This window comes from Micromonospora sp. GCM10011542, from assembly GCF_042650685.1.
In the GTDB taxonomy this organism is placed as follows: domain Bacteria; phylum Actinomycetota; class Actinomycetes; order Mycobacteriales; family Micromonosporaceae; genus Micromonospora.
Map to the genome: position 1 here is coordinate 136,952 of NZ_JBHSBO010000040.1, position 21,874 is coordinate 158,825.

Genomic DNA, 21,874 nt, shown 5'->3' on the forward strand with positions numbered 1-21,874 from the left:
CCCTCAGTCCAGGCAGAACTCGTTGCCCTCGGGATCGGTCAGCACGATGAAGCCGGCGCTCAGCGGGGGAGCGGGCTCGGCGCGGCGTACCCGCGTCGCTCCCAGCGCGACCAGCCGGTCGCACTCGGCCTCCAGCGCCGCCATCCGCTCGCCGCCCTCCAGCCCGGGCGCCGCCCGAACGTCGAGGTGGACGCGGTTCTTGGCGACCTTGTCCTCCGGCACCTGCTGGAAGAACACCCGTGGGCCGTGCCCGTCCGGGTCCTCGATGGCCGAGTTCGAGTTGCGCTGCTCCTCCGGTACGCCGATCCGCGCCAGGAAGTCGTCCCACGCGGCCAGCGGGTCGGCGCCCGCGGGCAGGTCCACTCCGGGCGGGGCGGGGTGGACGTAGCCCAGCGCGTCGCGCCAGAAGGACGACAGCGCCCGCGGGTCGTGGGCGTCGAAGGTGACCTGGATGTGGCGGCTCATCGGGTTGCTCCGTTCGTAGCGGACGTCGTGTGCAGGTGCAGGTCGCGCAGCAGGCAGACCTCGGACAGGTGGTGGATCAGTTCGCGGTGGATGTGCAGGATCAGATCGGCCATCGACGCCTCGGGATAGGGCTCCTTCGCGCCGACCGGCACCCGGAGCCCGGCCTCGCCAAGGCCGCGTACCCCGGTGAGCCAGACGTCGAGCTGGGTCTCGAGCTGGTCGAGCGCGGTGGCCGCGCTGCCGGCGTACTCCCAGCTCTCGTAGGAGGCCGCCGGCGCCCCGAAGTGGGCCGCGTTGCGCGCGGCGAGCACGCCGACGATGACGTGACCGAGCCGCCAGGCGATGGTGGTGAAGGCCGCGGGGGTCGGCTCGGGGAAGGCGTAGTCGATCGTGAAGGCACCGGCGCCGACCTGCGCCGGGGCCGTCGAGCTGCCGCGGGGCCGCACGCTCCAGGCGTCCGGCACCGGCGACCAGAAGTACTCGTCGTCGGTGAGGCCGTCGAGCCGGGCCCGAAGCTGATGGTGCCAGTGGAACTCCAACTGCTCGCGCAGCGTCCGGTTCCAGTCGAGGTCATCTGCGTCCATGGGGACACCCTGACATCCCTGGCGGACAGGATCGGTCCGCTATCTCTGGCAGGGTGGCGACATGGACGTGGCGGGCGGCGAGGTGCGGGGTACGACGGAGCGGGTGCTCACCCTGCTCGGGCTGCTGCAGCAACGCCGGGTCTGGACCGGCCCGGCACTCGCCGACCGGCTCGGGGTCACGCCCCGTACGGTCCGGCGCGACGTCGAGCGGCTGCGCACGCTCGGCTATCCGGTGCACGCCAGCCAGGGTGTCGGCGGGGGCTACCAGCTCGGCCCGGGTCAGGAGCTGCCGCCGCTGCTCCTCGACGACGAGGAGGCGATCGCCACCGCGGTCTCGCTGCTCGCCGGCGCGGGTGGCGGGGTCGCGAGCGCCGGCGACGCCGCACTGCGGGCGCTGACGAAGCTCGACCGGGTGCTGCCCACCCGGCTGCGGCACGAGGTGCGCGCGCTCGCCGGCTCGGTGGAGTCCTTCGACGGTGGCCGTACGCCGGTCGACCCCGAGGTGCTCATGACGCTGGCCCGAGCCTGCCGCGACGAGGTCGAGGCCGGCTTCGACTACCCGTCCGGCACGCGGGTGCGACGGCGGCGGGTCGAGCCGTACCGCCTGGTCGCCTCCGACCGGCGCTGGTACCTGCTCGCCTACGACCTCGACCGCGACGGCTGGCGCAGCTTCCGCGTCGACCGGATGACCGAGGTGTCCGCGCGGACCTGGCGCTTCCGTCCGCGCGCGGCGCCCGACGCGGCGACGTACGTGCAGCAGAGCGTGGCCAGTGGGGCCTACCCGCATCAGGCGTGCTTCCTCGTGCACGCCCCGGCCGACACGGTACGCACGCAGGTCCCGGCGTCCGCGGCCGTCGTACGACCGCGCGGGAGCGGGCTCTGCGAGGTGCGCAGTGGCGCCGGCAGCCTCGACTTCGTCCTCATGCACGTGCTCCTGCTGGGGCACGCCTTCGAGGTACTCGACCCTCCGGAGCTTCGGGAGCGCTGCCGCGCGCTGGCCGGGAGACTGCTGGCGGCCGGTGCGGCGACCGCGGCGCAGGCGTCGGAGCGTGACCTCGTTTGCGGACATGACGGTGGGGAACTCGCCTGACCCAACGGCGAGAGGAAGGCCGCATGGTGAACGACAACGATTTCCTCGCACTGGTGGCGACACGGTCCGGGATGTCGTCGGAGCAGGCCACCGCCGTCACACAGGCCACGCTCACCACCCTGGCCGAACGGATCGACGGCGGGGAGGCGCGCGACCTTGCCGGCCAGCTTCCCGCCGGGCTGCGGGCGTACGCCTCCGCCAGCAGCGAGACCGCGGAACGGTTCGGGCTCGACGTGTTCGTCGACCGGGTCAGTGGTCGCGCGAACCTCGACCTGGAGCGGTCGAGGGACGGGGTGACGGCCGTCTTCGACGTCCTGCGGGACGCCCTCGGTCCGACCGGCTACGAACAGGTGGTCACCCAACTGCCGGCGGAGTACGGGGACGTCGTCGACCAGACCGCGCCGTTCGTGCGCCGGCAGGCCTGACGGTCGCACCCCGTGGCCGATGTCGCGCGCGGGTACAGGGCCCCGACCGGAGGTGCCGGGAGGGTGGGGGAAGGAGCGGGTCATGAAGTACGAGCAGTTGATCGCCACGGTACGGCGGCGCGCAGACCTCAACGAGGAGGAGGCCGTGCGGTCCGTGGGCGCCGTCCTGTCGGCGCTCGGTGAACGGCTCGCCGGACGGGAGGCCGACCACCTCGCGGCCCAGTTGCCGGAGCGACTGAACGGCTCCGTCACCCGCAATCCGCAGGGCCGGCGGTGGGACGTCGGTGAGTTCCTGCGCCAGGTCGGTGAGCGCGAAAAGTGCGCGGACGCGGACCAGGTGCGCCAGCACGCCCAGGCGGTGCTGCGTACCGTGGCCGAGGCGCTCGACGACGACGAGCTTCACGACCTGCTCGCCCAGCTTCCCGGCGGCATCACCGACCTCTTCGGTGTTCCCACCCCGCGCGGATGACCGCTTGAGCCCCGATCACGGCAGTGGCTCGTCGTCGTCGGGGGCATCCTCGTGCCAGCGGGCACGCCAGGCCGCCTCGTACTTCTCGTAGATCGTTCGTTCCTTCAGGGCGGCTTCACGCAGCGCCCGCCGGGCGTCGGCCATGATCACCATCTCGACGGCCACCAGTGCCACGCAGATCGCTGTCAACAGGGTGAAGGCGCCGAGCCCCGGCAGGTGCGCGGCGACCGGGATGGCGGCGGCGAGAAGGAGCACCGCGCCGACCCGGCTCCAGGACAGGGTGTGCAGCGTGCGTAGCTGGAACAGCATGCCCCCGCACAGGTAGCAGATCACGCCGCCGAACAGCAGCGGTACGCCGGGGCCGTGCGCTGGCTCGGCGAGGCTGATCGAGGGGTCGGCCACCTGGCGGACGATCTCCTCGGCGCCCAGCGCGAACAGGATCACCCCGGCGATCATCACCAGGTGCAGGTAGGCGTACGCGTCCCGGGCCATCGCCACCCGCGCGCGCCCCAGCGCCGCGTGTTGCGCGATCCGGGCGGCCGGCGCGATCACGTCGTAGTGGGTCCACCACAGCGCGGCGGTGAAGACGATGCCCAGCACGGCCGCCGTGATCGCCGGCCAGGTGACCGGCTGGCCGAGCAGGTTGCCGCCGACGCCGACGGAGATGATCGACTCGCCCAGGGCGATGATGAGGATGAGGTCGTACCGCTCGGTCCAGTGCTCGGCGGAGGTCACCATCCAGCCCCACGCACCGGCGACCAGGCCACTGCTGTACTGGAAGAGGACGACGCCGACCCAGAGCCCGTCCCGCACCATCGCGGCCATGGCCGGGTGCTCGATGTGTGGGGGAATCAACGCGGCGCCCAGCAGCAGGACCGTGCTGGCGACCAGCTCCGGGGAGTACTTCAGCAGCAGTCGCCGCTCGCCCGGTCTCTCCTGGGCGACGTGCCAGTACAGCACCAGGTGCACCCCGCGGATCACCAGATAGCTGGCCGCCACCACGATCGGCCCGGCGGCCGTCTGCATCGGATCGCCAAACGCCTGGGGCAGTGACAGCGCGAAGCAGAACAGCGCGGCCATCCCGACGACCATGAGCACGGGAACGAAGCCCTCGCCCAGCCGGACCCGGGTGGCCACCACGCTGTGCACCACCCAGCACCACCACAGCACGGCGAGGACGAGCATGGCGTGCAGCAGTTGCCGGCCGGTGATGTTGGCGGCGGTGGCCCGGGTGATGATGAAGAACGAGAAGACGAACACCAGGTCGAAGAAGACCTCGAAGCGGTCCACCCGGGCGCCGGGGGCCATCCCGACGGCCGGTCCCAGCCGTCCCCTCCACCCGTTGCCCCGCACCGGACCACTCTCGCAGTACCCGGGAGGCCCAGGGCCGGATTCGGACGGTCAGTCGTCGGCGACCGCCACCGGTTCCGATCCCACGCAGCGCAGCTTCAGCTCGTACTCGCCGCCCGATCCCTTGAACGTGACCTCGACGTCGTCGTCCGGGCCCCGGTCCACGTCGCGGACGCGGTAGCCCTGCGCGGGTGCCCACGAGACGAGGCGTACTCCCGCGGTGCCGCACTCGGCCACGGCGGTGCCGCCCACTGTGGCGAACACCCGGCGGGCCCCGGAGCGGGTGGTCGGGGTGACGCTCGGCGTACCGGCGCCGGTGGCCGGCGCGGCGGCCGTCGTGCCGGCGGGCGCCGGTTCGGGTGAGGCGAGCGCCCGCTCGATCTCCGCCTCGCTGCGTACCCCACCCGGGGTGCCGGTGATGCTCTCGCCCACCAGCCGGATCGCGGCCAAGCCGATCAGGGTGGCCACGGCGGCGGTGGCCAACCATCCGGTGGCGACGAGGATCGAACGGCGACTCATTCCCCGACTATCCCCGATCCATGGTTGTCGCCGGCACATGCCGACGCTAAGGCACGGTTAACGCGGGCCCCGCGTCGCGCCGCACCGGTTAGCCTGCCAGCTGTGGCCCGCCTGCTGCTCATCGAGGACGATCTGACGATCCGTACGCCGCTGATCCGGGCGTTGCGGGAACGCGGTCACGCGGTGGCCGCCGCCTCGACCGCGATGGCCGGGCTGCGCGACGCGCTGGACGACCGGCCCGATCTCGTGGTGCTCGACCTGGGACTGCCCGATCTGGACGGACGCGAGCTGCTGCGGATGCTGCGCGCGGTCAGCTCGGTGCCGGTCATCGTGGCCACCGCCCGCGACGACGAGGCCGAGATCGTCCGGGTCCTCGACGCGGGCGCCGACGACTACGTGGTCAAGCCGTTCACCGCGGCGCAGCTCGACGCCCGCGCCCGGGCGGTGCTGCGGCGGGGCGCCTCCGGTGCCGGCGCGCAGGACCGGTCGCTCGTCGTCGGTGAGCTGCGGATCGACCCCCGGGCCCGCCAGGTCACCCTGGCGGGGACGCCGGTCGAGCTGACGCCCCGCGAGTTCGACCTGCTGCACCACCTCGCCGGACGGCCGGGCCAGGTGGTCACGAAACGCGAACTGCTCACCGAGGTCTGGCAGATCCCGTACGGCGGCGCCGACAAGACCGTCGACGTGCACCTGTCCTGGCTGCGCCGCAAGCTGGGGGAGAGCGCCCAGGAGCCCCGCTACCTGCACACCGTGCGCGGCGTCGGGGTGCGGCTGGAGGCGCCCGGGGTGCGGCGGTGAGGGCTCGGCTCGCGCTGCTGGTCGCCGCGGTCAGCGTCCTCACCCTGATCGCGTTCCTGGTGCCGCTCGCGCTGCTGGTACGCACCGTCGCCGAGGACCGGGCCACCGTCCGGGCCACCGCCGACGCGCAGAGCCTGGTGCCGGTGGTCGGCACCGCCGACGCCGCGACCATCCGGCTCACCGTCGAGCAGCTCGCCGCGGAGTCCGATCGGGCGGTGAGCGTCTTCCTGCCCGACGGCACGGTGCTCGGCGCCCCGGCGCCGCGTACGCCGGCGGTGGCGCTGGCCGAGCGGGGGCAGAGCCTCACCGGGGAGTCGGCGGCGGGTCGCGAGGTGGTCATCGCCGTGCAGGGCCGGGCGGACGGCACCGGCGTGATCCGCATCGTGGTGCCCCGGGACGAGCTGAACGCGGGGGTGGCCCGGGCGTGGCTGGTGCTCGCGCTGCTCGGCGTGGTCCTGGTGCTGATCGGGCTGGCCGTCGCCGACCGGCTGGCGCGGACCCTGGTCCGGCCGATCAGCGAGCTCTCCGCGGTGTCGAACCGGCTGGCCAACGCCGAGCTGGACGCCCGGGTGGTGCCGGCCGGCCCGGCGGAGCTGCGCGAGGTGGCCGGCGCGCTCAACCACCTGGCCGGCCGGATCCAGGTGCTCCTGGTGCAGGAGCGCGAGCAGGTCGCCGACCTGTCGCACCGGCTGCGTACGCCGTTGACGGCGCTGCGGCTCGAGGCGGAGTCGCTGCGCGATCCGGACGACGCGGCCCGGATCACCGCCGCCGCCGACGGCCTCGAACGGGCGGTCACCGGACTGATCCGACAGGCCCGGTGGCGGCGGTCGCCAGCGGCGGAGACGGCCGCCTCGGACGCGGCGGCGATCGTCGGCGACCGGGTCGCGTTCTGGTCGGTGCTGGCCGAGGACACCGGCCGGGCGGTCACCGTCGACCTGGCGCCCGGCCCGCTGCCCGTCGGCGTGCCGGCCGACGACCTGGCGGCGGCCGTGGACGCCCTGCTCGGCAATGTCTTCGCGCACACCCCCGACGGCACGCCCTTCGCCGTCCGGCTCGTACCGGAGGCGGGGCAGGTGCTGCTCACCGTCGCCGACGAGGGCCCGGGGCTACCGGCCGGCGCGGTCCAGCGCGGCGCCAGCCCGACCGGGTCGACCGGTCTCGGCCTGGACATCGCCCGACGCGCCGCGCAGGCCGGCGGCGGTCGGTTGGAGCTGGGTTCCGGCCCGGGAGGCGGCGCGCAGGTGCTGCTCCGACTCGGAGCTGCGCAGCCGGGGCGGCCGGTGGCCAGCGGCGGGTCCGCGTCGGGGTTCGGGTCCGCCGAGAAGGGCTTAACCCGGCCTTAGCGTCCGGACAGCGCGGCGCTATCCCGATTCGGCCGATCCTCGAAGTCGACAACCGAGGAAAGGTGGACACCACGATGAAGCGCAACTCTCTGCTTATGGCATCGGTCGGCGGGGCGGCGGTGCTGGCGGTGGCCGGGGTAGCCATCGGCGTCAGCGCCGCCGAGGCCCCGCGGGCCGGCGGAACGGCACTCGCCGCCGCCACCGCCGACCCGACGGCCACGGACGCGCCGGACGACAGCACCACCAGCGGTCCGCCGTCGGGCGGCACCACCAGCGGTACGCCGTCGAGCGGCACCACCAGCGGTACGCCGTCGGGCGGCAGTTCCCCGGCCGGCGGGGCGGTCGACCAGCAGCGCGCCGGGGAGATCGCGCTCGCCAGGGCCGGCGGCGGCCGGATCGTCGAGGTCGAGGCCGAGCAGGAGCACGGCCGGCCGGTCTGGAGCGTCGAGATCGTCGCCGGCGACACTGAGCACGAGGTGGACGTCGACCGGGACAACGGCACGGTGGTCAAGGCCGAGCAGGAGCCCGTCGACGACGACGACCGTGACGACGATGACGACCGGTCCGGCGACGACGATCACGATGACGACGGGTCCGGCGACGACGACTGACCACCGGGTGCCGCCGCCCGCCACGGTCTACCGTGGCGGGCGGTTATACCCGTGTCCGCGTGTGGATACCTGCCGATGGAAGTCATGCCCCCCGAGTGGACGGCGTCGGGTCAGGTCGGCCGCGCGATCCGGGCGCGGCCGTCGCCCGCGAACGACGCCGCAGGCGCGCCAGGCGGCGCACCGGTCGAACGCGGCGGGCGCTCGGGAGCCGGGGCGGTCGACCGTCCACCCGCGGCGCTTTCGTCCCGGTGCGCGGTCCGTCCGGTCGGTTCCGTCGGCGGCAGGAGCGGGGCTTCGTCGGTGTGTCCTGCGGGGTCGCGAGCAGCACCACGCCGGCCACCGCGACCAGGCCGGACGCCGCCGCCGCGAGCACCGCGGGCACCGTGAGGCCGGCGCCGGCGTGCAGCAGCCCGATGCCGATCGCCGCGGCCACCACGGGGTTGACGATGGTGAGCGTGGCGAGCGGCGCACCCAGGCCCTGGCGGTAGGCCACCTGGGAGAGCAGCAGGCCGGCGGCGGCGAACGCGACGATGGCCGCGACCGCCGCCACCAGCACGGGGTTGCGCAGCGCGGTCGGGCCGGCGGCGTCGAGGCGCAGCAGCACGGTCTGGGTCAGGGCCGTCGACACGGCGAAGGCGATGCCGGCTCCCGCCGCCGGCAGCAGCCCGCCGTACGCCACCGGGGTCCGGACGGGCCGCACGGTCAGGATTGCCACGATCGCGGCGGTGACCAGCCCCAGCAGGACGATCTCCCGGTCGCCGAGCGCCTCTTTCGGAGCTCCGGTGTCGGTGGCGAGCAGCAGTCCGGCCAGGCCGGCCACGGTCGCCAGGGCGCCGCGCCACTCCCGGCCGCGAACCGTCCGGTGGGTGAGGACCGCGCCGATCGGCAACGCGACCACCAGGGTCAGCGCCCCGAGCGGCTGCACCACCGCCAGTGAGCCGTACGCCAGTGCCCCGACGTGCAGCGCCGCGCCGGCGCCGTTGAGTCCGAGAGCGGTCGACCACGCTCCGGAGGTGAGCAGGCGCGCCGGGCCGGCCGGGGCGCGCCGGAGCGCCGCGAGCCGTTCCTGTACGACGGCGGCGACGGCGTACGCGACGGCGGAGAGCACCGACAGCACCACGGCGGCGGCCAGCGGGGCATTGTGGTGTGTCATGCCGGTTGCTCCTCGCTGACCACCGGATCCACCGGACGGGCCGGGCCGCCGAGGGGGTCGTACGGTTGTCGGTCGGGCTGGGGGCAGCAGAACAGCACGACGCCGAGCAGCGCCGCGGCGAGGAGCCCGTCGAGCCAGTAGTGGTTGCCGGTGACCACCACCACGACGACGGTCAGCGCCGGGTGCAGCGCCCAGGCCCAGCGCCAACGGCCACGGGTGACGGTGATCAGCACGACGGCGACGACCAGCGCCCAGCCGACGTGCAGCGACGGCATCGCGGCGTACTGGTTGCTGAGGGTGTCGGTGGTCGGGTCGCCGTAGACGGCCGGGCCGACCAGCCGCCCGGTGTCGACCATGCCGGTGGCAGCGAGCATCCGGGGTGGCGCCAGCGGCAGCAGGACGTGGATGACGAGGGCGGTGCCGGTGAGGGCGGCCAGCGTGCGTCGGACCCAGCGGTAGTACTCGGGCCGGCGCAGATAGACCCAGCCCAGCAACGCACCGGTGGCCGGGAAGTGGACGTACGCGTAGTAGCTGTTGACCAGGTGCAGCAGCGAGTCGTGGGTGAGCAGCGCCTGTTGCACGCTCACCTCGCGCGGCAGCCGCAGGGCCCGTTCCAGGTCCCAGATCCGCCAGGCGTTGACGAAGGCGGCCTGGACGTCGCCCTCGATCAGGACCCGTGCCAGCTTGTAAGCGGCGAACAGGGCCACCACGAGGGCCAGTTCCGGCAGTGCCCGGAGCCGCGTGGCCGCTCCGGTCGCCGAGGTGTTGCCCGCCATGCGGATGGCGTCCTTTCCAGGTCGTACCGGGACACGCCGCCCTGGGGAAGGCGGCGACCCGGCGGGTCGATCAGGCGGTGACGGGCTCGGCGGAAGCGCCGGCGGGGGACCGCTCCGTGGTCAAGAGGGTGGCGGGGCGGTCAGGCGGAGCTGTGTCGCGCCACCGCTTCGGCCGGGGCGGCCGGCATGGGCACGCCCTGGCTCAACAGGTCGAGGACCTCGCCGACGAGCTCGGGGAGGGTGCGCCCGGTGCAGCCGCGGGACCAGAGGTCCAGGCTGGTCTTGACAGCCATGCCGGCGACGTGGGCCATCAGCTGCGGGTAGATGTCGGTGTTGGGGTCCGTGCCGGTGCGTTCGGCGATGACCTCGGTGAGCCGCCGACCCAGCCCCTCGAAAACGGTCAGGTGCTCGGCCAGCAGGGCGTGGTGACGGTGGACCAGCCCGACGAGCTGCATCAGATCTTCGGGGCAGCCGTTGTTGCCGAGTTCCTCGACCAGCACGATGCGCAGCGAGTCCCAGATCGGCTCACCGGAGGGCCTGCCGCGTAGGCCCTCGGCGACCCGGGTGACCTGCTCCTGGATGCCGGCGATCACCGCCTCCTCCGGGCTGGAGAAGTAGTTGCGGAAGGTTCGCGGTGAGACCTCCGCGGCTTCGGCGATGCCCTCCGGGGAGAGCCCTTCCGCGCCCCGGGTCAGGGCGAGATTCAGGGCGGCCTCGCACAGCGTCCTGCGCGTCGCCAGCTTCTTGCGCTCTCGAAGGCCCGGTCCGTCTGCCACGGCCCCACGCTAGCCAAGGTTTCCAAACCTGCAAACTTTCCAGGATGGCAAGTTTCGTGCCGAACCTCACTGTCGCCGGGGCTGTCGCCACCGCGGATCCGGTCGCCCGCCGCGCTCGGGAGCCTTCCCGTGCGGGCAGTTTTCTGTCACCATCCATCGACGCATTGAAAGTTTTCGTCGTCCGCAGTCGTTGCGATGATCGCCTTGGAGGACCAGTGCTCACCAGGAGAAATCTGCTGCTCACCGCCGCTGCCGCGACGGCGTCGGTGGCGGTCGCGGGGCCGACCGCGCAGGCCGCCCTTCCCCAGGTCAACATGGAGGCGCTGATCAAGGCCGCGCAGATCGACCCGCGGCGTGCGGACACGGCGATCACCACAGGCAGCAGGGACAGCGTGCTCCAGGTGGAGCGGGCGTTGCAGGCCCGGGGCCTGCTCGCCGCCACCTACGTCGACGGCCACTTCGGCACCAGCACCATCTCGGCGTACGCCGCGTACCAGCGGTCCCTGGGGTACTCCGGGCTCGACGCCACCGGCCTGCCCGGGCTGACGTCGCTGCGCCTGCTCGGCGACCAGCGGTACATGGTGACCCTCCCGCTCTCACCGGGCAGCACCGTGGCCTACCGCGGCGTGACGGTGAACACGCGTACCCGGGCCATGCTGCTCGAGGCCGAACGGCTGCTGGGCAGGCAGTTGACCCTCACGCAGGGCTCCTACACCTCCGGCAACTCGAGCTCCGCCGGCACGCACGACGGCGGTGGCGCGTTGGACATCTCGGTGACCGACCTGTCCACCACCTACCGCACGACAGTGGTCGGACGGCTGCGCCGGGTGGGCTTCGCGGCGTGGCTGCGTACGCCGTCACAGGGCGACTGGCCGTACCACATCCACGCCATCGCGCTGGCGGACACCGACCAGTCGGCTGCCGCGCAGCACCAGGCCGGGGACTACTACCTCGGCCTCAACGGACTCGCCAACCGGGCCGCCGACGACGGCCCCGTCGTCACGCCCAAGCTGACCTGGGAGGAGTACCAGCGGACGAGCTGAGCAGCGGGCGGACAGTGGTGATCGGCAGCGGATCCTGACCCGCCGGGGGAGCCGGGCGAAACACCAGCACCCGGCCTCCCGCGGTGTCCGCCGGGCGGCGCCTCAGCGCAGCCGGCGGATGTCGCCGTACGCCCGGTAGAACCCGCCACGGCCGGCCTCGCGGACCTCGGTCACCAGGTAGCGGGCTCCCGGCTCGCGGATGCCCTTGGGAAACTGCACGGACCAGTCGGGCCGGTAGCCGTCGGACAGCACCTGGACCCGCAGCCGCCCCCGGTCGTCCAGGCACTGCACCACCACGCCGCCGCCGACGTCGCTGGTCATCTCGACGACCATCGGCTCCACGGGCCGCGGTGCCTGGCGGGGCGCCTTCACGTCCAGCACCTGCGGCACGTCCCCGACCTGGGCCGCCCGGATCGCCGGCTCGCTGGCGTCGATACAGGCCAGGTGGCCGCCGGTGGTGACGACGTAGAGCCGATCGTCGTGGTACTGCATGGAGTACGCCGAGCCGCAGCCGGTGCCGAGCTTCCACAGCCGGGTGCCGGCCGCGTCGAAGCAGTAGATCGAGGACTGGCTGTCACCGGCGAAGACGTACCGGCCGCCCTCGGCGGTGGCGCAGGAGAAGACCGGGGCGTCACACCGGTAGGTGCGTTCGACCCGACCGTCCTTGGCCAGTCGCACCACCTCGCGGGTGCCCGTCCCGGCGAACACGCTGCCGCGCTCCTGCCAACCGAAGAGCACCGAGCCGGTGCGGGTGTGCCAGAGCTCGCGGCCGGTACGCCAGTCGTAGCCGGTCACGCCCTGGGAATGGCCGTGGTAGAGCGCGTCGGTGTCGCAGCGCACCATCCAGGCCGAGCGGCCCCGCCCGGGCCGGCGCCAGAGGAACTCGTCCTCGTGGTCGATCGCGGCGATCCCGCCGTCGGCGTCCGAGACGCCCAGGACGCCGTCGTGGATGTCCAGCCAGTAGATGTCGATCTCCGGGGCGATCGCGTACGCGACCCGGGGCACCTTGCCGGAGAGGTCGTAGACGTTGCCGTCGTCGCAACCGGCGTAGATCCAGGCGTCGTCGGCCACGATGCACTTGACCCCGTCGGGGAGCCGGACCTGGCTTCGCACCCGGGCGTCGTGGCCGAGGGTGGTGATCACCCCGTGTTCGTTGCCCACCATGCAGTGCTGCCCGTTGACGAAGATGCCGAAGGCGGGAGCACCGGAGTCGTAGCGCCAGAGCACCGGGGCGGTGTGGGCGGTGGACCGGGTGCTGACGATCTGCCGTCGGGAGACGCTGCGCTTCTGTCGGACGCCCGGGACCGCCGGGGCGTACCCCTTGCGGATCTTCTCGCCGATCTTCTTCGCCGCGGCCGCTCGGGCCCGGGTGTTGTCCGGATAGGCGCTCGCCTTGACCTGACCCTGGTCGCCGATCCGGCCGTAGCGCACGGTCAGCGTGGTGCCGTCGACGACGACCTCGTAGAACTTGTGCGCACCGTCCACTTCGGACAGTTCGAGGTAGGTCGTCTCCTGGGACATGGGGGCCTCCGAGGGGTCAGCGACCGACCCGAGGTGGCCGGCGCGGCGACAGTGACCACACGCTAACCAGCACCACCGACAAGATCAGCCGCGTCGGCGCTCGTCCCGGCCCGGTCCGGGCATTCTAACCCCTCATATTTGGTAAGGCGGTAAGGTTACCCACGGGGCGCCGCGACCACGACGGCCGCGAACGCCACGACGGCACCAGGGGGAAGAGATGAGCAGGCCGACCGTACGGGTCATCGGCGGACCGACCGCTGTCCTCGACTACGCCGGTGCGCGCTTCGTGCTGGACCCGACCTTCGACGAGCCGGGGACGTACCAGAACGGACCGGTCACCACGACCAAGCTCACCGGCCCGAGCGCCCGACCGGAGGACCTCGGCCCGGTCGACGCGGTGCTCGTGTCCCACGAGCACCACAGCGACAACCTCGACAGATCCGGACGGGAGTACGCCCGCGCGGCGCTTCGGGTGCTCACCACCGCGGCGGGAGCGCCGAACCTCGGCCCCCACGCCATCGGGCTGCGGCCCTTCGAGCGCGCCGAGGTCGGCGACGTGCACGTCACGGCCGTCCCGGCGCTGCACGGCACACCGGAGATCGGTGTGGTCAACGGCCCGGTGATCGGATTCGTCCTCGAAGCCGACGGGTGGCCGACGATCTACGTCAGCGGCGACAACGCCTCGATCGACGTCGTGGCCGTCATCGCCGAGCGATTCCCCGCGACCGAGATCGCCATCCTCAACCTCGGCGCGGCCTGGATCGAGGCACGCGGCGAGGGCTTCCTCACCCTGACCGCGCAACTGGCGGCCCGGGCGGCAGCTCTGCTCGGTGTGTGCGCGGTGGTCCCGGTCCACCAGGATGGCTGGGGGCACTACACGGAGAATGCCGACGACGTCGCACGGGCCTTCGCCGACGCGGGGCTGACCGACGTGCTCGTGGACCTCAGGCCGGGCGAGTCCGCGATCCTCTGAGGACGATCCGGCTACGCGCTGGGTGTGCGCTGGCGCTGGTAGTGGCGGGCGGCCTTGGCGCGGCTGCCGCAGCCGTCCATGGAGCACCAGCGTCGGGTGCCGTTGCGCGAGGTGTCGTAGAAGTGCAGGACGCAGGTGGGGTGGTCGCAGCGTCGGATCCGGGTGGGTCGCTGGCGCAGCAGGTCGAGGTAGTCGTTGACCGCCAGCCAGGCCGGCAGCCAGTCAGGGTCGACGTCATGGTGCTCCCGCACGGCCCCCTGGTGCAGCGAGTAGCGCACGGCACCGCGGGCCAGGACCGTGTTGACGCCCCGTTCGGCCTGCTCGCCCGGCTGTTCCAGGACGCGGCGCAGGGCCGCGCGCGTCTGGCGCAGCGGCAGCTCGACCGAGGCCGGGTCGCCGGAAAGCCGGTGCTCGGTGAGCCACCCCCGCAGTCCGTCCGGTTCGTCGAACAGGTCGACGGTGCGGCCACGGTCGACCCACTGCGTGTTCACAAGGTCTAGGGAGAGGGGCTCACCCACCAACGGTCGCTGCGCCATGCGGCCAACCCTACCGTCGGGACATGGTTTCTCACCATTAAAAAGCGCTACAGTGGTGAGAAGTGCCGGCGCCCTGTCCCGATCCACCCATCCGCCGCCGGGACGGGCAGCGCCGCGCCCGCCCCCGTCCACGCTCCGGAGAGGGTTCGCCGTGCCACACCGTTACCTGCAGGAACTGACGACCGGGTCGGTGATCGCCGCGCAGCAGCGCTACGGCAGCCGGGCCGCCATGCAGCGCATGGTCGCCGGCTGGGACACCGACGGGCTGCTCGACGCGGACGCGGCCGCCTTCATCGCCGAGCGTGACGGCTTCCACCTCGCCACCGTCAGCGAGAACGGCTGGCCCTACCAGCAGTACCGCGGCGGACCACCCGGCTTCCTGCACGTCCTCGACCCCGTGGACGGGCACAGCGTCCTCGGCTGGGCCGATCTGCGCGGCAACCGGCAGTACCTGTCGGTCGGCAACCTCGCTGCCTCGCCGCGGGTGTCACTGCTGATCATGGACTACGCCCACCGGCAGCGACTCAAGATCATCGGGACCGCCCGCGTCATCGACGTACGCGACGACGTGCCGGACGACCTGCTGGACAGGTTGCGCACGCCCGGGCAGACCGGCACGGTCGAACGGCTGATCACGGTCGACGTCCACGGCTACGACTGGAACTGCCCACAACACATTACGCCTCGTTTCAGCGAGGCCGAACTCGCCGAGGTGCTCACACCGGTACGCGACGAACTCGCCCACCTACGCGCGGAGAACCGCGCCCTCCGCGAGCAGTTGGCCGACCGGAGCTGAACGGCCCGGCGCCAGGCCGGGCGCTCCTGTGCTGCGTCGAATGGTTGGCTGGGCGGGTCGTCTCCGGTGGGCGCGGGCCTGTTCCTGCCTTCGGTGGCCCCTGTCGAGCTGCCCCAGATCTGAGACCACGAATGATCGACGCCCCGCACCCGGCGCGGCCCCGCACCCGGCGCGGCCCCGCACCCGGCGCAGCCCCGCACCCGGCACAGCCCCGCACCCGGGGCGCCACCAGGTGGCGGCGCGACGAGTCGAGGGCCAGACCGACCGGTCGGAGAGGTCTGACCGGCCTCGATCGGCCAGCCGCGACGTGCCCCACATCTGGGGCAGCTCGACAGGGACCAACGGGGTAAGAGCCGGCCCGACTCCATCACGTGCCGGCTGGACGACCAGTCAGCTCACCGCTGCCAAATCGACCTGCGACTGCACAGTCAGCGCAGGCCGGCGAACAGGTCGTCCTCGGGTAGCGGCGCGCCGGTGGTGTCGCGGACCCGGACGAAGGTCTCCATGCCCATCAGCTCGGTGAACCGCTCCCTGCCCAGTTGCAGGAAGAAGATGTTCTCGGTCTGACTGGCGTGCGTGGCCAACGCGTCGAACTTCTGCCCGCCGTAGCTGCTCGTGTCAACCCAGGTGCTGATCTCATCGTCGGGCAGCCCGAGCTGCGGCCCCGGCTCCGCCGCAGCGTCCGGGTCCGCCCACTCAACGCCGAGTTCCTGCATGATCTTGCCGAATTCCTGAAAGGCCGAGCGGGGCACGGTGGTCCAGTACACCTTCGCGGGGATGTCCGTCTTCGCGACGGCGGCCATGGTGATCCGGTGGGCCTGGATGTGGTCCGGATGGCCGTAGAAGCCGTTCTCGTCGTAGGTGACGACGACGTCCGGCCGGTACTGCCGGATCAGCTCCGCCAGCCGGTCCGCTGCCTCTTCCACCGGCGTGGTCCAGAACGCGCCGGGCAGGTTGTTGGTCGGCCAGCCCATCATCCCGGAGTCGGCGTAGCCGAGCGTCTCCAGGTGGCTGACCTTCAGCGCGGCGCAGCTCGCCTCCAACTCACTCTGGCGCATCGCCACCACGGCGTCCGGGTCGTGCCCCGGATCGCCGGGCTTCACCCCGCCAGGGCCGTCGCCGCAGCGCCCGTCGGTGCAGGTCACCAGCACCGTCGTGATCCCCTCCGCCGCGTAGCGGGCGAGGACACCACCGGTGCTGGTCGCCTCGTCGTCCGGGTGGGCGTGCACCGCCATCAACGTCAGAGATCCCTCAGCCATGCCCTCACCCTATGAGGGCCGTCGCGACCGCACGGGGGCGGTAGGGCGGCACCGAACTTTCGTCCCCCGGGGCGCGTGCTTAGAGCGAGCACGCGCCCTCGGCGGGGATCAGGTGAAGCTCGCGCCGCCGTCGACCAGGAGCGACTGGCCGTTGACGTAGGCGCCGTCGTCGGAGAAGAGGAACGCCACCATCGCGGCGAGATCCTCCGGCCGGCCCAGCCTCGGCGAACGTACCGTCGCGAGCATCTGCTCGCGGAACTCCTCGGTCGTGGTCTCGAGCGCGGCGCCCGTGAGGATCACGCCCGGTGATACGAGGTTGGTACGGACACCGTGCTTGCCGCCCAGGCTCGCGGTGTGTCGGGTGAGGCCGATCAACCCGCTCTTGGCCGCCTGGTAGGCGACGCGTTCGGGCTCACCCAGCCACACGGCGCTCGACATGGTGTTGATGATCGAGCCCCCGCCTTGTTCCATCATGATCGGCAGGGCGTGGCGGATGCCGTACATGTAGCCGGTGAGGGTGACGTCGATCGTGTGCTTCCAGACGTCGACCGGCACCGAGGTGACGTCGGTGTCGCGGCCGATGTTTCGCGGCGAGAGATCCGCGGCCACGTTGAACAGGCCGTGCAGAGCGCCGAACCGGTCGACGGCGAAGTTGATCAAATCTCGGAAGGAGTCCTCGCTCGTGATGTCGAAGCCGCGTGCCTCGGCCGTACCGCCCGCGGCGGTGATGTCGTCGACCACGGTCTGGGCTGCGGCCTGGTTCAGGTCCGCCGCGACGACCAGCATGCCTTCCTCGGCGAGGCGGACTGCCGTCGCGCCGCCGATGTTGCCCGGCGCCGCACCGGCGACGATGGCGACCTTGTCCTTGAGCCCACGCATTCTCTGTTCCTTCCACTCCTGCTCGGTACGCCGCAGCCTTACTTGCTACGCAGCGGCGCGAGGGCCTCGCTCCACGCCACCACCTGATCGAGGGTGGCGTTGAGCGTGTCCTGCTGGCGCTCGTTCGGCTTGAAGACGCTGAAGTTCTCGAAGTCGGTGAAGAGCGACAGGGCGACCTGGGACCGCACGTCGGCCATCTGGAGCTCACCGGCGATCAGCCGCAGGTGCTCCACCGCCCGGGTGCCGCCGCGCGAGCCGTAGCTGACGAACCCGACGGCCTTGTTGTTCCACTCGCTGTAGAGGAAGTCGATGGCGTTCTTCAGAGCGCCGGAGGTGGAGTGGTTGTACTCCGGCGTCACCATCACGAAGCCGTCGAACGACGCGATCTTCCTGGCCCACTCCAGCGTGTGGGGTTGCTGGTACTGGCCCATCGCCGGCGGGTACACCTCGTCGAGGTGCGGCAGCTTGTAGTCGAGCAGGTCGACCAACTCGAACTCGACGTTCGTGCGCTGTTTGGCGACCTCGTACACCCACTGGCCGACGGCCGCGCCGTTCCGTCCCGGCCTGGTGCTGCCGATGATGATTCCGATCCTGGTCATCTCTGGTTCCTCCTCGCGCGAAGGACACCTGCTCGGTGTCCTTGCTTCGCGAAGCAACTGTACGAGACATTGCTTCGTCAAGCAAGTACACTGGGTCTCATGTCCACCGTCACATCACAGCCGACGCCAGGCTCGAAAAGGGTCCAACCCCTCAACTCAGACGAAGAGGCCGTCGTCCGGTCACTCAGCCGCGTCATGTACGCCCTGCCCCGCGCCATCGACGCCGAGATGCTGCGCGAGCAGCGGCTTCCCGCCATCGACTACCTGGCCCTGATGCACCTGTCCGAGGCCCCCGACCGCCGGCTGCGCATGAGCGAACTCGCCGGCGCCTGCCAGATGTCGCTCAGCGGGATGACACGCGTCGCACACCGGCTGGAGGGCGAGGGGCTCATCCAACGGGTCCGCAGCGAGGAGGATGCCCGCGGCTGGAACGCCGTCCTCACCGACGCCGGCTTCGCCCGCCTGGAGCAGGCCTGGCCGACCAACCTCGCCGCCATACGCCGGCACTTCCTCGGCCACCTCACGGGCATCGACCTCGGCGCGCTGGCCAGGGCGCTCGAGAAGGTGGCCACCTGAGCAGATGCCGGGGGCAGCGGAGGCCGGCGTGCACCGCCTTCGATGACCGCGTGGTAGCCGTTTCCGACGGCCCGGTCAGTGTCTCCGGCCGAGCCGGTTCAGCTTGGTTGTGACAGGCCGCACCGGGTACTCCGCTGCGGCCTGCCAGCAGGGGCCGTTCTGGCCGACCGCGCCGGGCGGCCGCTTGCAGCTCACCGGGAGGAGTGCGTCTGATGGTTGTCGCCGGACGGGGGCGGATCTCGCCGAACACCTCCCTGTTTCTGCTCGCCTCGATCCTCGTGTCCTTCGTGGCCGCGTCGACAGCCCCGACCCCCCTCTACGGGATCTACCAGGCGCGCTGGCACTTCTCGCCGGTCACGACGACGGTGGTGTTCGCCATCTACGCCCTCGCGGTGCTGGCGTCCCTGCTCACATTCGGCAAGCTGTCCGACCACCTCGGGCGACGACCGATTCTTCTCGTCGCGATCGCGGTCCAGATGCTCTCGCTGGTCATCTTCATCTTCGCCAACGGCGTACCCGCACTGTTGGCCGCCCGCGTCGTGCAGGGGCTCGCGGCTGGCGCCGCGACCGGCGCCGTCGGTGCCGCCATGCTCGATATCAACCGCGCCCGCGGCACGCTCGCCAACTCGATCGCCCCGGGTATCGGGACCGGCATCGGTACCCTGCTCTCGGCGTTGCTCATCCAGCTCCTGCCCGCGCCGACGCGACTGGTCTACGTGGTCCTGCTCGTCGTCCTGCTGATTCAAGGCCTCGGGGTCGTACTGATGCCGGAGACGGTCACGCGGATGAAGGGAGCGCTGCGGAGTCTGCGGCCGGAGATCAAGCTGCCCCCCGCCGTGCGCGCGCCACTACTGGCCGTCGCGCCGGTGGTCTTCGCCGTCTGGGCGCTGGCCGGATTCTTCGTCGCGCTCGGCCCGGCGCTCGTGCGCGCGCTCATGGCCACCTCGATCGTGGTCGGCGGTCTGGTCCTCTTCGTCTTCTCCCTCTTCGGGGTCAGCGCCATTCTCCTGCTGCGCAACGCTGCCGCGCGGACCGTGATGCACACCGCGATCAGCGCACTCATCCTGGGCATGGTCATCACAGTGGTGTCGGTCACCACCGAATCCATCTTCGGCTTCTTCGTCGGCCTCGCGCTCGGCGGCGTCGGTTTCGGTGGCGGTTTCCAGGGCAGCGTCAAGACGGTCATGCCACTCGTGGAGGCGCACGAACGCTCCAGCGTCCTCTCGCTGCTTTACATCGTCTGCTATGTCGGCTTTGGCCTGCCTGCCGTCATTGCCGGTTTCCTGGTGGTCTACGCCGGCGGCCTCCTGCGGACCGCCAACGAGTACGCCGTCGCCGTGATTGTCCTCGCGCTGATCGCCCTGCTCGGCCTGCATAGGGCCAGGAGAACGGCGGGCGGATAGCCCTGTGGGCCTTTCTCGCTTCGAGGCGCCGCCGGGTTTGCGCGACCTCCATACCTAGAACTACGATGCATAGCAGTTCTAGGTATAGGTGGTCACATGCACATCACCAAAGATCTCGTCGCGGCCTCGGCGACACCGCTGGTGCTCGGGATCCTCGCCGACGGCGAGAGCTACGGCTACGCGATCCTCAAGCAGGTCAACGAGCTGTCGCGCGGGCAGCTGGAGTGGACCGACGGCCTGCTCTACCCGCTGCTGCACCGCCTGGAGCGGCTCGGCCACGTCGAGTCCACCTGGCAGACCCCGGCCGGGGGACGCCGCCGCAAGTACTACCGCATCACCGACCAGGGGCGGGCCGAGCTCGCCGAGCAGCGCCGCCAGTGGGCCGCGGTCGTCGACGCCCTGCGGGGCGTCTGGAGCACGGCACAGTCCATCACGCCGGTGCCGGCACCGGTGTGGGGGGCGGGACGATGACCGTCGACGGCGACAAGGACCTGGAGGGCCAGATCGCCGAGTGGCGCGCCTACGTGCAGCGCCGCCGGGAGTTGCACCACACGGATGCCGAGGAGCTGGAGGACCACCTCCGCAGCCGGATCACCGAGCTGACCGAGGCGGGGCTGCAGGCCGACGAGTCGTTCCTCATCGCCGTCAAACGCATGGGCAGCCTCGATGAGCTGTCGAGGGAGTTCGCCCGCGAGCATTCCGAGCGTTTGTGGAAGCAACTCGTGCTGCCCGGGGCGCCGGACGCGTCCGCCGCCGCCCGATCCCGGCGCGAGCTGCCGGTCATGGTGCTGTGCGCGGCCGTCGCGGCACTCGCGATCAAGGTGCCGAGCTGGTTCGGGCTGGACCTGTCGGAGGACGATGCCGGCTTCTACGCGCGAAACGTCAGCCTCTTCGCGCTGCCGGCGTTGGCCGCCTACTTCGCCTGGCAACGCCGGGTCGGTCCCCGCGTCATCGGGGTGCTCGCGTCGCTGTTCGTTCTCGGCGCCGTCGCCGCGAACGCCTACCCGCTGGCCGATGACTCGCAGACCTTCGTGCTCACGGCGATCCACCTGCCGATCGCGCTGTGGCTGGTTGTCGGCGTCGCCTACGTGGGTGGTGACTGGCGCTCCGGTCGGCGGCGGATGGACTTCATCCGGTTCACGGGGGAGTGGCTGATCTACTTCGCCCTCATCGGGCTCGGCGGTGGCGTGCTCATGGCCTTCACGGCCGGCACCTTCCGTGCCATCGGCATCGACGCTGAGGGATTCCTCGAATCGTGGCTGCTGCCCTGCGGCGCCATGGGTGCGGTCATCGTGTCGGCGTGGTTGGTGGAGGCCAAGCAGAGCGTCATCGAGAACATGGCGCCGGTGCTGACGCGCGTCTTCACGCCGCTGTTCACGGCCACCCTGCTGGCCTTCCTGGTCGCGGTCATCTGGACCAACAACGGCATCGACGTCGAGCGCGACGTGCTCATCCTCTTCGACCTGCTGCTGGTCGTCGTACTGGGCCTGCTGCTGTATGCCATCTCCGCCCGTGACCTCGCGGCCCGGTCCGGGCTCTTCGACCGCCTGCAGTTCGCGCTCGTCGTCAGCGCCCTGGTCATCGACGTCCTGGTGCTGGCAGCGATCACCGGCCGAATCACGGAATGGGGCTTCAGCCCCAACAGGACGGCGGCGCTGGGCGAGAACGTCATCCTGCTCACCAACCTGGCGTGGTCGGCATGGCTGTTCCTCGGCTTCGTGCGTGGCCGCACGCCTTTCGCCCGACTGGAACGCTGGCAGACCCGTTACCTGATGGTGTACGCCGTCTGGGCCTGGGCGGTCGTCCTCGTCTTCCCGCTCGTGTTCGACTTCGCCTGAGCTAGGTACGGCCCCGCTCACCATCCACGGAACGCGGACGAGCCCGCTGTCGACTGTGCGCAGTCGACGGCGGGCTCCTCGGCGTTGCGGCA

Annotated in this window: 25 protein-coding genes; 13 read left to right on the forward strand and 12 right to left on the reverse strand. The window is 71.6% G+C overall.

Annotation, left to right across the window (positions count from 1 at the left end; translation table 11 throughout):
- Positions 1-3: 3 nt before the first annotated feature.
- A complete protein-coding gene (locus ACFOW4_RS14115) occupies positions 4-465 on the reverse strand; it encodes a VOC family protein (protein WP_377527732.1) in 462 nt (153 codons plus the stop codon).
- Entirely contained in the window at positions 462-1,049 is a 588-nt protein-coding gene (locus ACFOW4_RS14120) for a DinB family protein (RefSeq protein ID WP_377527734.1), read from the reverse strand. Before ACFOW4_RS14120 ends, ACFOW4_RS14115 begins: the two co-directional genes overlap by 4 nt.
- A gap of 61 nt (positions 1,050-1,110) precedes the next feature.
- On the opposite strand from ACFOW4_RS14120, the gene ACFOW4_RS14125 reads away from it, so the two are divergent.
- The 3 genes from ACFOW4_RS14125 (at position 1,111) to ACFOW4_RS14135 (ending at position 3,033) form a co-directional block, all read left to right on the forward strand.
- Complete coding sequence (locus ACFOW4_RS14125; protein ID WP_377527735.1) at positions 1,111-2,139, forward strand: helix-turn-helix transcriptional regulator; 1,029 nt, start codon at positions 1,111-1,113, stop codon at positions 2,137-2,139.
- Positions 2,140-2,162: 23 nt separating this feature from the next.
- On the forward strand, positions 2,163-2,564 hold the full coding sequence (locus ACFOW4_RS14130) for a DUF2267 domain-containing protein (RefSeq protein ID WP_377527737.1): 402 nt from the start codon (positions 2,163-2,165) through the stop codon (positions 2,562-2,564).
- 82 nt (positions 2,565-2,646) lie between these two features.
- Positions 2,647-3,033 carry a DUF2267 domain-containing protein gene (locus ACFOW4_RS14135; protein WP_377527738.1) on the forward strand — a complete coding sequence of 129 codons (387 nt, stop codon included), beginning with the start codon at positions 2,647-2,649 and terminating at the stop codon, positions 3,031-3,033.
- Positions 3,034-3,048: 15 nt separating this feature from the next.
- Here ACFOW4_RS14135 and ACFOW4_RS14140 read toward each other — a convergent pair whose 3' ends face one another.
- Both ACFOW4_RS14140 and ACFOW4_RS14145 read right to left on the reverse strand, forming a co-directional pair.
- A complete protein-coding gene (locus ACFOW4_RS14140) occupies positions 3,049-4,386 on the reverse strand; it encodes a low temperature requirement protein A (RefSeq protein WP_377527739.1) in 1,338 nt (445 codons plus the stop codon).
- 48 nt (positions 4,387-4,434) lie between these two features.
- Positions 4,435-4,902, reverse strand: a complete 468-nt coding sequence (locus ACFOW4_RS14145) for a septum formation initiator (protein WP_377527741.1) — start codon at positions 4,900-4,902, stop codon at positions 4,435-4,437.
- A gap of 102 nt (positions 4,903-5,004) precedes the next feature.
- On the opposite strand from ACFOW4_RS14145, the gene ACFOW4_RS14150 reads away from it, so the two are divergent.
- The 3 genes from ACFOW4_RS14150 to ACFOW4_RS14160 all read left to right on the forward strand — a co-directional run bounded on the left by ACFOW4_RS14150 (position 5,005) and on the right by ACFOW4_RS14160 (position 7,654).
- The gene (locus ACFOW4_RS14150; protein WP_377527742.1) at positions 5,005-5,700 is read left to right on the forward strand and encodes a response regulator transcription factor; all 696 of its coding nucleotides are present in this window, start codon (positions 5,005-5,007) and stop codon (positions 5,698-5,700) included.
- Positions 5,697-7,043, forward strand: coding sequence for an ATP-binding protein (locus ACFOW4_RS14155; RefSeq protein WP_377527744.1), 1,347 nt, complete (start codon positions 5,697-5,699; stop codon positions 7,041-7,043). The genes ACFOW4_RS14150 and ACFOW4_RS14155 overlap by 4 nt, the downstream gene beginning before the upstream one ends.
- 74 nt (positions 7,044-7,117) lie before the next feature.
- Entirely contained in the window at positions 7,118-7,654 is a 537-nt protein-coding gene (locus ACFOW4_RS14160) for a PepSY domain-containing protein (protein ID WP_377527745.1), read from the forward strand.
- Between the two features lie 82 nt (positions 7,655-7,736).
- On the opposite strand, the gene ACFOW4_RS14165 is transcribed toward ACFOW4_RS14160, so the two are convergent.
- The 3 genes from ACFOW4_RS14165 to ACFOW4_RS14175 all read right to left on the reverse strand — a co-directional run bounded on the left by ACFOW4_RS14165 (position 7,737) and on the right by ACFOW4_RS14175 (position 10,359).
- Positions 7,737-8,807: a DMT family transporter gene (locus ACFOW4_RS14165; protein WP_377527747.1), complete on the reverse strand. Its 1,071-nt coding sequence runs from the start codon at positions 8,805-8,807 to the stop codon at positions 7,737-7,739.
- The gene (locus ACFOW4_RS14170) at positions 8,804-9,583 is read right to left on the reverse strand and encodes a phosphatase PAP2 family protein (protein ID WP_377527748.1); all 780 of its coding nucleotides are present in this window, start codon (positions 9,581-9,583) and stop codon (positions 8,804-8,806) included. Before ACFOW4_RS14170 ends, ACFOW4_RS14165 begins: the two co-directional genes overlap by 4 nt.
- A 140-nt stretch (positions 9,584-9,723) precedes the next feature.
- Entirely contained in the window at positions 9,724-10,359 is a 636-nt protein-coding gene (locus tag ACFOW4_RS14175) for a TetR/AcrR family transcriptional regulator (RefSeq protein ID WP_377527750.1), read from the reverse strand.
- Positions 10,360-10,574: 215 nt separating this feature from the next.
- On the opposite strand from ACFOW4_RS14175, the gene ACFOW4_RS14180 reads away from it, so the two are divergent.
- On the forward strand, positions 10,575-11,402 hold the full coding sequence (locus ACFOW4_RS14180) for a peptidoglycan-binding protein (RefSeq protein WP_377527751.1): 828 nt from the start codon (positions 10,575-10,577) through the stop codon (positions 11,400-11,402).
- A 102-nt stretch (positions 11,403-11,504) separates the two neighbouring features.
- On the opposite strand, the gene ACFOW4_RS14185 is transcribed toward ACFOW4_RS14180, so the two are convergent.
- Positions 11,505-12,923: a WGR domain-containing protein gene (locus ACFOW4_RS14185; RefSeq protein WP_377527752.1), complete on the reverse strand. Its 1,419-nt coding sequence runs from the start codon at positions 12,921-12,923 to the stop codon at positions 11,505-11,507.
- A gap of 217 nt (positions 12,924-13,140) precedes the next feature.
- On the opposite strand from ACFOW4_RS14185, the gene ACFOW4_RS14190 reads away from it, so the two are divergent.
- Positions 13,141-13,896, forward strand: a complete 756-nt coding sequence (locus ACFOW4_RS14190) for an MBL fold metallo-hydrolase (RefSeq protein ID WP_377527754.1) — start codon at positions 13,141-13,143, stop codon at positions 13,894-13,896.
- An 11-nt stretch (positions 13,897-13,907) separates the two neighbouring features.
- Here ACFOW4_RS14190 and ACFOW4_RS14195 read toward each other — a convergent pair whose 3' ends face one another.
- Positions 13,908-14,432: a CGNR zinc finger domain-containing protein gene (locus tag ACFOW4_RS14195; RefSeq protein ID WP_377527755.1), complete on the reverse strand. Its 525-nt coding sequence runs from the start codon at positions 14,430-14,432 to the stop codon at positions 13,908-13,910.
- 151 nt (positions 14,433-14,583) lie between these two features.
- Between ACFOW4_RS14195 and ACFOW4_RS14200 the strand changes: the two genes are divergently transcribed.
- Positions 14,584-15,228 (forward strand): pyridoxamine 5'-phosphate oxidase family protein, encoded by a 645-nt coding sequence (locus ACFOW4_RS14200; RefSeq protein WP_377527757.1) that lies wholly within the window; start codon positions 14,584-14,586, stop codon positions 15,226-15,228.
- A 428-nt stretch (positions 15,229-15,656) separates the two neighbouring features.
- Here the strand turns inward: ACFOW4_RS14200 and ACFOW4_RS14205 are convergent, their stop codons facing one another.
- From ACFOW4_RS14205 to ACFOW4_RS14215, 3 genes are all read right to left on the reverse strand, one after another.
- Positions 15,657-16,487 (reverse strand): PIG-L family deacetylase, encoded by an 831-nt coding sequence (locus ACFOW4_RS14205; protein ID WP_377527759.1) that lies wholly within the window; start codon positions 16,485-16,487, stop codon positions 15,657-15,659.
- 108 nt (positions 16,488-16,595) lie between these two features.
- On the reverse strand, positions 16,596-17,366 hold the full coding sequence (locus ACFOW4_RS14210; RefSeq protein WP_377527760.1) for an SDR family NAD(P)-dependent oxidoreductase: 771 nt from the start codon (positions 17,364-17,366) through the stop codon (positions 16,596-16,598).
- Between the two features lie 38 nt (positions 17,367-17,404).
- Complete coding sequence (locus ACFOW4_RS14215; protein ID WP_377527762.1) at positions 17,405-17,965, reverse strand: NADPH-dependent FMN reductase; 561 nt, start codon at positions 17,963-17,965, stop codon at positions 17,405-17,407.
- Positions 17,966-18,160: 195 nt separating this feature from the next.
- Here ACFOW4_RS14215 and ACFOW4_RS14220 point away from each other — a divergent pair, with 195 nt between their 5' ends.
- The 4 genes from ACFOW4_RS14220 to ACFOW4_RS14235 all read left to right on the forward strand — a co-directional run bounded on the left by ACFOW4_RS14220 (position 18,161) and on the right by ACFOW4_RS14235 (position 21,782).
- Positions 18,161-18,541 carry a MarR family winged helix-turn-helix transcriptional regulator gene (locus tag ACFOW4_RS14220; protein WP_377527763.1) on the forward strand — a complete coding sequence of 127 codons (381 nt, stop codon included), beginning with the start codon at positions 18,161-18,163 and terminating at the stop codon, positions 18,539-18,541.
- A 212-nt stretch (positions 18,542-18,753) separates the two neighbouring features.
- A complete protein-coding gene (locus ACFOW4_RS14225) occupies positions 18,754-19,944 on the forward strand; it encodes an MFS transporter (RefSeq protein ID WP_377527765.1) in 1,191 nt (396 codons plus the stop codon).
- Between the two features lie 96 nt (positions 19,945-20,040).
- Entirely contained in the window at positions 20,041-20,415 is a 375-nt protein-coding gene (locus ACFOW4_RS14230; protein ID WP_377527766.1) for a PadR family transcriptional regulator, read from the forward strand.
- The gene (locus ACFOW4_RS14235) at positions 20,412-21,782 is read left to right on the forward strand and encodes a permease prefix domain 1-containing protein (RefSeq protein WP_377527768.1); all 1,371 of its coding nucleotides are present in this window, start codon (positions 20,412-20,414) and stop codon (positions 21,780-21,782) included. The genes ACFOW4_RS14230 and ACFOW4_RS14235 overlap by 4 nt, the downstream gene beginning before the upstream one ends.
- Positions 21,783-21,874: the final 92 nt, after the last annotated feature.

What these genes read in the sequence shown, in the direction of transcription:
- ACFOW4_RS14115 (WP_377527732.1), bottom strand. Translation starts at nt 465, where the DNA reads ATGAGCCGCCACATCCAGGTCACCTTCGACGCCCACGACCCGCGGGCG.
- ACFOW4_RS14120 (WP_377527734.1), bottom strand. Translation starts at nt 1,049, where the DNA reads ATGGACGCAGATGACCTCGACTGGAACCGGACGCTGCGCGAGCAGTTG.
- ACFOW4_RS14125 (WP_377527735.1), top strand. Translation starts at nt 1,111, where the DNA reads ATGGACGTGGCGGGCGGCGAGGTGCGGGGTACGACGGAGCGGGTGCTC.
- ACFOW4_RS14130 (WP_377527737.1), top strand. Translation starts at nt 2,163, where the DNA reads ATGGTGAACGACAACGATTTCCTCGCACTGGTGGCGACACGGTCCGGG.
- ACFOW4_RS14135 (WP_377527738.1), top strand. Translation starts at nt 2,647, where the DNA reads ATGAAGTACGAGCAGTTGATCGCCACGGTACGGCGGCGCGCAGACCTC.
- ACFOW4_RS14145 (WP_377527741.1), bottom strand. Translation starts at nt 4,902, where the DNA reads ATGAGTCGCCGTTCGATCCTCGTCGCCACCGGATGGTTGGCCACCGCC.
- ACFOW4_RS14160 (WP_377527745.1), top strand. Translation starts at nt 7,118, where the DNA reads ATGAAGCGCAACTCTCTGCTTATGGCATCGGTCGGCGGGGCGGCGGTG.
- ACFOW4_RS14165 (WP_377527747.1), bottom strand. Translation starts at nt 8,807, where the DNA reads ATGACACACCACAATGCCCCGCTGGCCGCCGCCGTGGTGCTGTCGGTG.
- ACFOW4_RS14170 (WP_377527748.1), bottom strand. Translation starts at nt 9,583, where the DNA reads ATGGCGGGCAACACCTCGGCGACCGGAGCGGCCACGCGGCTCCGGGCA.
- ACFOW4_RS14185 (WP_377527752.1), bottom strand. Translation starts at nt 12,923, where the DNA reads ATGTCCCAGGAGACGACCTACCTCGAACTGTCCGAAGTGGACGGTGCG.
- ACFOW4_RS14190 (WP_377527754.1), top strand. Translation starts at nt 13,141, where the DNA reads ATGAGCAGGCCGACCGTACGGGTCATCGGCGGACCGACCGCTGTCCTC.
- ACFOW4_RS14195 (WP_377527755.1), bottom strand. Translation starts at nt 14,432, where the DNA reads ATGGCGCAGCGACCGTTGGTGGGTGAGCCCCTCTCCCTAGACCTTGTG.
- ACFOW4_RS14205 (WP_377527759.1), bottom strand. Translation starts at nt 16,487, where the DNA reads ATGGCTGAGGGATCTCTGACGTTGATGGCGGTGCACGCCCACCCGGAC.
- ACFOW4_RS14210 (WP_377527760.1), bottom strand. Translation starts at nt 17,366, where the DNA reads ATGCGTGGGCTCAAGGACAAGGTCGCCATCGTCGCCGGTGCGGCGCCG.
- ACFOW4_RS14215 (WP_377527762.1), bottom strand. Translation starts at nt 17,965, where the DNA reads ATGACCAGGATCGGAATCATCATCGGCAGCACCAGGCCGGGACGGAAC.
- ACFOW4_RS14220 (WP_377527763.1), top strand. Translation starts at nt 18,161, where the DNA reads ATGTACGCCCTGCCCCGCGCCATCGACGCCGAGATGCTGCGCGAGCAG.
- ACFOW4_RS14225 (WP_377527765.1), top strand. Translation starts at nt 18,754, where the DNA reads ATGGTTGTCGCCGGACGGGGGCGGATCTCGCCGAACACCTCCCTGTTT.
- ACFOW4_RS14230 (WP_377527766.1), top strand. Translation starts at nt 20,041, where the DNA reads ATGCACATCACCAAAGATCTCGTCGCGGCCTCGGCGACACCGCTGGTG.
- ACFOW4_RS14235 (WP_377527768.1), top strand. Translation starts at nt 20,412, where the DNA reads ATGACCGTCGACGGCGACAAGGACCTGGAGGGCCAGATCGCCGAGTGG.